Below are 6,072 nucleotides of genomic sequence, written 5' to 3'. Positions count from 1 at the left end.
ACGCGGTGACAGCATCCCCGGCCTGCCCGACGCCGACGACAGCCCCGCCAGCCTGCCCGACGCCAGAGAAGGCATAGGAGTCTTGCCCGACGCCGGTGACAGCATCCCCGGCCTGCCCGACGCCGACGACAGCCCCGCCAGCCTGCCCGACGCCAGAGAAGGCATAGGAGTCTTGCCCGACGCCGGTGGCAGCATCCCCGGTCTGCCCGACGCCGACGACAGCCCCGCCAGCCTGCCCGGCGCCGGCGACGGCATAGGGGGCTCGCGCGGTGCCGGGCGGTGGGGTGGCGGTCCGGTCTTGCAGGTGGCCGGGGCGGGTGGGTGGCGGGGCGAACGGGGATCCGGGGGCGGAGCGGCCCCCGGCGACGGCGAGCACCAGCCCCCGGCCCGCGCCCGAGTCACCGATCCGGGCCAACGCCTGCTCGTGCAACTGGCCCAGCGGCGGCCGGTAACCGCTCCTCAGCAACGTGGCGACCGCCTTCATGTACGCCGGCTCGCCCACTCCCCGCCGTCCGCCCACCGCCACCACACGACCGTAGACAGCACTGTTGGGCCCGCAGTCCAACCCGCGCTCGGCGACGTACTGCCAGGCCTCCCCCTCCGCATGCAGGTCCACCACGAGCCCCGTGTCCGCAGCGGAGCGCAACCGCAGCTCCTCCCGGATCCAGTGCCACGGCAGCCCCGTGTAGCGGACGGTCGCCGCGGTGGTGCGCGCCAGCGCCAGATGCGGCAACCGCTGCCGGCGGTCCAGCTGCAGCTGGCCGGCGATGTACACGGTCAGCGGCCCGGGCGCGGTCGCGGCGGCGCGCAGCCGGGTCAGGACGGCCTGCGGTTCGAGCGGATCGGCGAGTTCGACCACGTTGGCGGTGTCGGTGCCGGACAGCACGGCGGGTGCCACGGCGGCCAGCACCGGCAGCACACCGGCCGCGTCCACCAGGCGCCCCCGGCCAACCGGCGAGGCCGCGAGCAGCAGCACGGTTCCGGGCATCGGTCCTCCCCTGTAGCCCCTGTGGCTCCTGTCGGCCCTGTCGGCCCTGATCTGCTCTCCAGCCAGCACCGTAACCGCTGCGGCTGCAAACCCGCGCCTCAGGACTGCAAACGTCCCGGTTCGGGGTCTTCGCCCCGCGCCTGCCGTATCCGCCGCACGGCGAACACCGTGGTGTCGTCGCCCAGCCGGCCGCCGCTGTGCCGCAGGACCCCCGTCGCGGACCCGGAGGACCAGGCGCCGGGGCTGTCGGCCCTGTCGGCCCTGATCGGCTCTCCAGCCAGCACCGTAACCACTGTCAGGCGCTGCAGCCGGCGCCGCCCCCCGTACTCCGTCTCCGTCATGGCGGACAGGCCTCCATGTCTCTCGCGTCACCCAGCGGACCACGGGAGAGAACCGGCCGCATCCGGGCACCCGTCACTCTGCCGGCCGACTTGCCAGGCCCTGCCCCCAGGTGTGCTCTGGAAGGCGGGGGCAAGGAGAGACGGGGGCAAGGAGAGAGGAGTGCTCTCATGGCTCAAGCGGCACCCGCGCCCGGTGGCATGCCCCGTCCCGGCGCCAGGCCGGAGATCGGGGCCCGGACGTCCGAGGGGCGCACCCGTCCGCCCGACGTCTTCGACGCGCGCACCCACCGCATCGCCCACATCGCCGTCCCGGTCGTGCTGGGCCTCGTCTACGGCTACTGGGTCGCGGCCGACGCCCGCCAGGGAGGCGGCATCACCGGAGGGAACCTGCTGCTCGGGTGGGTCAGCGCGCTGGTGTTCGCGGTGGTGTGCACCGCCCTGCTGACGCTGGCCCCGCGGATGCCACGGGAGCTGCACGCGCTGCTGTGGACGGCGTTCACCGGTGTCGCGTTCGGCTTCCTCTACGTCCAGACGCCGCACTCGGTCTGGCGGACCCTGCTGATGTCGCTGCTCATCGCGGGGTGCACCTTCGCCACGTTCTTCTACCGCTATTACACGCGCGAGGACGCGTTCGGGCGCCGCGTCCACTGAACACGCGGAGCCGACCGTGCCGGTGAGTGCGCGGGCCCCGGCCGACCGGCCGGGGCCCGCGCACCCCCTGTTTCCCTCCCCCCAGGAAACACCCGTTCGGGTGAACCCTCCACCGGAGAGGGCAGCCGAGAACGAGAGCCGTCGCCCGAACGCAGGCGCTCCGCTCGCGCCCGCGCCCTGCGGGCCGTTGTCTGGAAGCGTGCCCCCACGTCTCAGGAGCGCCCTGTCGGCCGTACTGCTCTCCCTGTCCTGCCTCCTCGTGCCGTTCGGCGCGCCGGCGGCCTGGGCGGCGTACGGGCTCGCCGACACCGGCCGGTACGTCGCCACGATGGCGCCGCTCGCCACCGACCCGGACGTGCGGGAGGCCGTCGCGGACACGGTCGGTGACGACATCCTGCGCGCGGTCGACCAGCACCTGGACGTCCGGCCGGTACGCGGCTCCGTCCGCCCGTTCGTGCACGACGCGGTGCGCTCCTTCACCCAGACCGAGGCCTTCCAGCTGGCCTGGGACACCGGTAACCGGGTCACCCACGACGCGGTGCTGCGCGCCCTGCGCGACGACGGTGACGGCGACACGGCCGGGCGTCCGGTCACCGTCGACCTCGCCCCCGTCACCGACCAGGTGAAGCGCCGGCTGACCCGGGACCATGTGCCGCTCGCCGCACGCATCCCGGTGGAGCACACCACGGTCCCGGTGCTCCCGGCAGAACGACTGGCCTCCCTCCGGAAGGGGTTCCACGTGCTCGAAGTCGCCGGTTTCTGGCTCCCGGTGGCGGCCCTCGCCTCCGCCGCCACCGGAATCGCCCTGGCCGTCCACCGCCGCCGCGCCGTCGCCGCGACCGCGCTGGGCACGGCCCTGGGCGGCGGACTGCTCGCCCTGGCCCTGGCCGTGGGCCGCAGCCTCACCCTCGCCGACCTGCCCGACGGCGTCTCCCACCCGGCCGTCGGCGCCGTCTACGACGCCCTCACCGGCACCCTGCGCACGGTCTCCTGGCTCCTGCTCGGCCTGGGCCTCACGGTCGCCCTCACCACCTGGCTGACCCGCCGTCTGCGCCCGGCCCACCAGGCGCGCCCCCGGCCCGCACCTGCCCCGCCCGCGCCGACACCGGCCCCGCCGGTATCCACAACCTGTAGATAACGTCGGCGGTTTGCCCACAGGCCCCTCCTGTATCCACAACCTGCAGACAACAGCGCCCAGTTGCCCCGGCCCTCGTACCCCGGCCCCCAGCCCCCAGCCTCTCGGCCCCCAGCCCTCTGCCCTCTGCCCTCTGCCCTCTGCCCTCTGCCCTCTGCCCTCTGCCCTCTGCCCTCTGCCCTCTGCCCTCGGGAACGCAGGAAGCGGGCGCCGGTCGCGGTGAAGTCCGGGCAGAGCAGGACGTGGCCGATCTGGGCGCCGATGACGGAGGCGGTGCGCGCGGGCCGGCCGGCGGTGCGGTCGTGTCCCGCCGGCGGTGCGGTCGTGTCCGGCGAGCGCGTGGCCGGCACCGGCCACCGCGCCCTCGTCGCGGATCTCACCCTCCACCAGCGCGGATGACTCCGGGAGCCGGCAGCGGACCGGCGATAATGGCGACATGTCGCGCGAGTTCCCCATCGGCCTCACCCCTCCCGACTGGCTGGTCCGGAACCTCCGCCCCCAGCAGGCCCCCCTCAACAAGGCCGCCGTCGCCCGCGCCGCCGTGGCCATGGCCCTCCCCCTCGCGATCGGCCTGGCCACCGGATACCCGGCGTACGGCGCCCTCGCCTCCATGGGCGCCCTGTCCGGCGTCATCGGCGACACCGCCGACGCCTACCGGATGCGCATCCTCAACATCGCCGTCCCGCAGCTGTTCGGCGCCGTCGGCGTGACGCTGGGCACACTGGTGTACGGCCACGGCTGGTACGCGGTCGCGGCCGTCACCGGCATCGCGCTGCTGTCCGGCATGATCTCGACGATCGGCGCGGTGGCCTCGGTCTCCGGCCTGCTCCTGCTGCTGAACTGCGTGGTCGGGGCGGGCCTTCCCCTGCCCCACCCCTGGTGGCTGGCCCCGGCCCTGATGACCGGCGGCGGCCTGCTGGTCCTCATGCTGGCCCTGCTGGCCTGGCCGTTGCGCTCCGGCGTCCCCGAACGCGCGGCGGTGGCGGCCGCCTACCGCACGGCCGCCACACTCCTCACCATGGCCGGCACGGACCGCACCGAGGAGTACGACGACGCCCGCCGCGCCGTCACCCAGTCCCTCAACCAGTCCTACGACCTGATCCTGGCCCGGCGCGCCCGCCAGCACGGCCGCAGCAACGAACTCACCCGCCTGCTGGCCCAGTTGAACGCCATCACACCCGTGGTGGAGGCCGCCCCCGCGGCCCACCTGGCCGGCCGCCCCCTGCCGTCCCGGATCCCCGAGGCGCTCCACCACCTGGCGCAGGCCGTCGAAACCGGCTACACGGGCCCGATAGCTCTCGACCTCCCGGTACCGGGGTCGGAGACCGCCCGCGCGGTGGACCACGCCCTGCGCCACGCGGCCGAGGTCGTCACCGCCCCCGACGTGGACCCCCGGGGCATCGACGACCGCCTGGACCGCCCCGCGGCGCTGGGCATCCGTACGGCCAGAGCGGCCCGCAACGTCGTCCTGTCGGCCAACTCCTGGCGCTACGGCCTGCGCCTGGCGGTCTGCATCGGCATCGCCCAGGCCCTCGTCTCGCTGATCCCGGTCCCCCGCTCCTACTGGGTGGCCCTGACGATCACCTTTGTCCTGAAGCCCGACTTCGGCTCGGTCTTCTCCCGCGCCCTGCTGCGCGCCCTCGGCACGGTGGCGGGCCTGGTGATCGCGGCGGTGGTGCTGGCGGAGGTCCCGCTGGGCTGGTGGGACGTCCCGGCGATGCTGCTTCTGGCCCCGCTGATCCCCGCCCTGACCCCTCGCGGCTACGGCCACCAGACGATGGCGATCACCCCGGTGATCCTCCTGCTCTCGGACATCCTGAACCACCAGGGCACGGCGCTGCTGCTGCCCCGCCTGACGGACTCACTGCTGGGCTGCGCCATCGCCCTGACCGCCGGCTATCTGCTCTGGCCGGAGAGCTGGCGCACGCGCGTCGGCGACCGCCTGGCCGACGCGGTGGCGGACACGGCGACGTATCTGGAGGCGGCCTTCGCCCCGGCCGACGACCCCTCCGCCAGGGCCCGCATGCGACGCCGCCTCTACCGCGACCTGTCGGTGATCCGTACGGAGTTCCAGCGGGCCCTGACGGAACCACCGCCGACCGGCCGACGCGCCGCCGCGTGGTGGCCGCTGGTCGTGGCGGTGGAACGTATCGTCGATGCGACAACGGCGGCCCGCGTCCGCGTCAGGCACGGGGCGGCACCGCCGTCCAGGGCCGAAATCACCCAGATCGCCCTCCAGCTCCGGGAGCTGGCCGAGGGCGTTCGGGATGCGGAAACCCTGACGCCGGTCCGCACGGACCTCACCGGGCCGGCGGACAGTGTCCTGGAACCCCTCCGCCAGGAGGTTGCGGCGGCCCGGTCGCTCGCTTCCCCCCGTTGACCGCTTCGCTAACCTTACGTGTCCGTCCTGGCCAGGGATCGACGGGCATCACCTCATGAAGGGTTGCGCACATGGGCATTCTCACTCTCCTGCGGAACGCATTCGGCCGCTCACGCAAGACACGCGCCGCCGAGGCAGAGGGTGCGGACCGCCTGCCGGCCCAACAGACCGCACCGACCTCGCCGGCCCCCGAGTCGCACGAGCCGACGCCCACCGTCCCCGAGCCCCGCCGCTCGTCCCCCGACGGACACGACCTGGTGTCAGCGGCCTTCGACAACATCCAGGTACCCCACCCCTCGGAACCGACGGACCCCGAGCCCGAGACGCCGACCGAGGAGCGGACAACCGAGAACAGCGCCACCCCGGAGCCCGAGAAGCAGCCCGAGAAGCAGCCCGAGAAGCAGGGCGAGGAGCAGGCGAAGACCGAGGCACCGGTCCGGGAGCCGGCCGAGACCGAGGCACCGGTCCGGGAGCCGGCAGAGACCGAGACACCGGTCCAGGAGCCGGCCGCCGAGGACAGCGCCGGGCCGGAGCCCGAGGAGCAGGCCGAGCCCGAGACCCCGGCCGAGGAGACACC

The 6,072-nt window shown here is 74.2% G+C and carries 5 protein-coding genes and 2 pseudogenes; 5 read left to right on the top strand and 2 right to left on the bottom strand.

Going from position 1 to position 6,072, the window contains the following annotated elements; translation table 11 throughout:
• Positions 1–988: pseudogene (locus tag ABZ624_RS10500) on the bottom strand (hypothetical protein); the annotation flags it as partial.
• Between the two features lie 98 nt (positions 989–1,086).
• Positions 1,087–1,329: a hypothetical protein gene (locus tag ABZ624_RS10495; protein WP_360084922.1), complete on the bottom strand. Its 243-nt coding sequence runs from the start codon at positions 1,327–1,329 to the stop codon at positions 1,087–1,089.
• A 168-nt stretch (positions 1,330–1,497) separates the two neighbouring features.
• Between ABZ624_RS10495 and ABZ624_RS10490 the strand changes: the two genes are divergently transcribed.
• The 5 genes and pseudogenes from ABZ624_RS10490 to ABZ624_RS10470 form a co-directional block, all read left to right on the top strand.
• Positions 1,498–1,980: a hypothetical protein gene (locus tag ABZ624_RS10490; RefSeq protein ID WP_360084919.1), complete on the top strand. Its 483-nt coding sequence runs from the start codon at positions 1,498–1,500 to the stop codon at positions 1,978–1,980.
• A gap of 199 nt (positions 1,981–2,179) precedes the next feature.
• Positions 2,180–3,118, top strand: a complete 939-nt coding sequence (locus ABZ624_RS10485; protein WP_360084916.1) for a hypothetical protein — start codon at positions 2,180–2,182, stop codon at positions 3,116–3,118.
• A 258-nt stretch (positions 3,119–3,376) separates the two neighbouring features.
• Positions 3,377–3,514, top strand: coding sequence for a hypothetical protein (locus ABZ624_RS10480; protein WP_360084914.1), 138 nt, complete (start codon positions 3,377–3,379; stop codon positions 3,512–3,514).
• Between the two features lie 37 nt (positions 3,515–3,551).
• Entirely contained in the window at positions 3,552–5,495 is a 1,944-nt protein-coding gene (locus tag ABZ624_RS10475; RefSeq protein WP_360084911.1) for an FUSC family protein, read from the top strand.
• A gap of 71 nt (positions 5,496–5,566) precedes the next feature.
• A pseudogene (locus ABZ624_RS10470) lies at positions 5,567–6,072 on the top strand (Toxic cation resistance protein); the annotation flags it as partial.

The sequence above is a fragment of the Streptomyces sp. NPDC007205 genome (assembly GCF_040634095.1).
Lineage (GTDB): Bacteria > Actinomycetota > Actinomycetes > Streptomycetales > Streptomycetaceae > Streptomyces.
Note: the sequence above shows the minus strand (reverse complement) of the source record. Positions and strands in the feature narration are given on the sequence as shown.

Bases quoted from the DNA above. Each gene is read 5' to 3' on its own strand.
- ABZ624_RS10495 (WP_360084922.1), bottom strand. From the start codon at position 1,329: ATGACGGAGACGGAGTACGGGGGGCGGCGCCGGCTGCAGCGCCTGACA.
- ABZ624_RS10490 (WP_360084919.1), top strand. From the start codon at position 1,498: ATGGCTCAAGCGGCACCCGCGCCCGGTGGCATGCCCCGTCCCGGCGCC.
- ABZ624_RS10475 (WP_360084911.1), top strand. From the start codon at position 3,552: ATGTCGCGCGAGTTCCCCATCGGCCTCACCCCTCCCGACTGGCTGGTC.
- ABZ624_RS10480 (WP_360084914.1), top strand. From the start codon at position 3,377: ATGACGGAGGCGGTGCGCGCGGGCCGGCCGGCGGTGCGGTCGTGTCCC.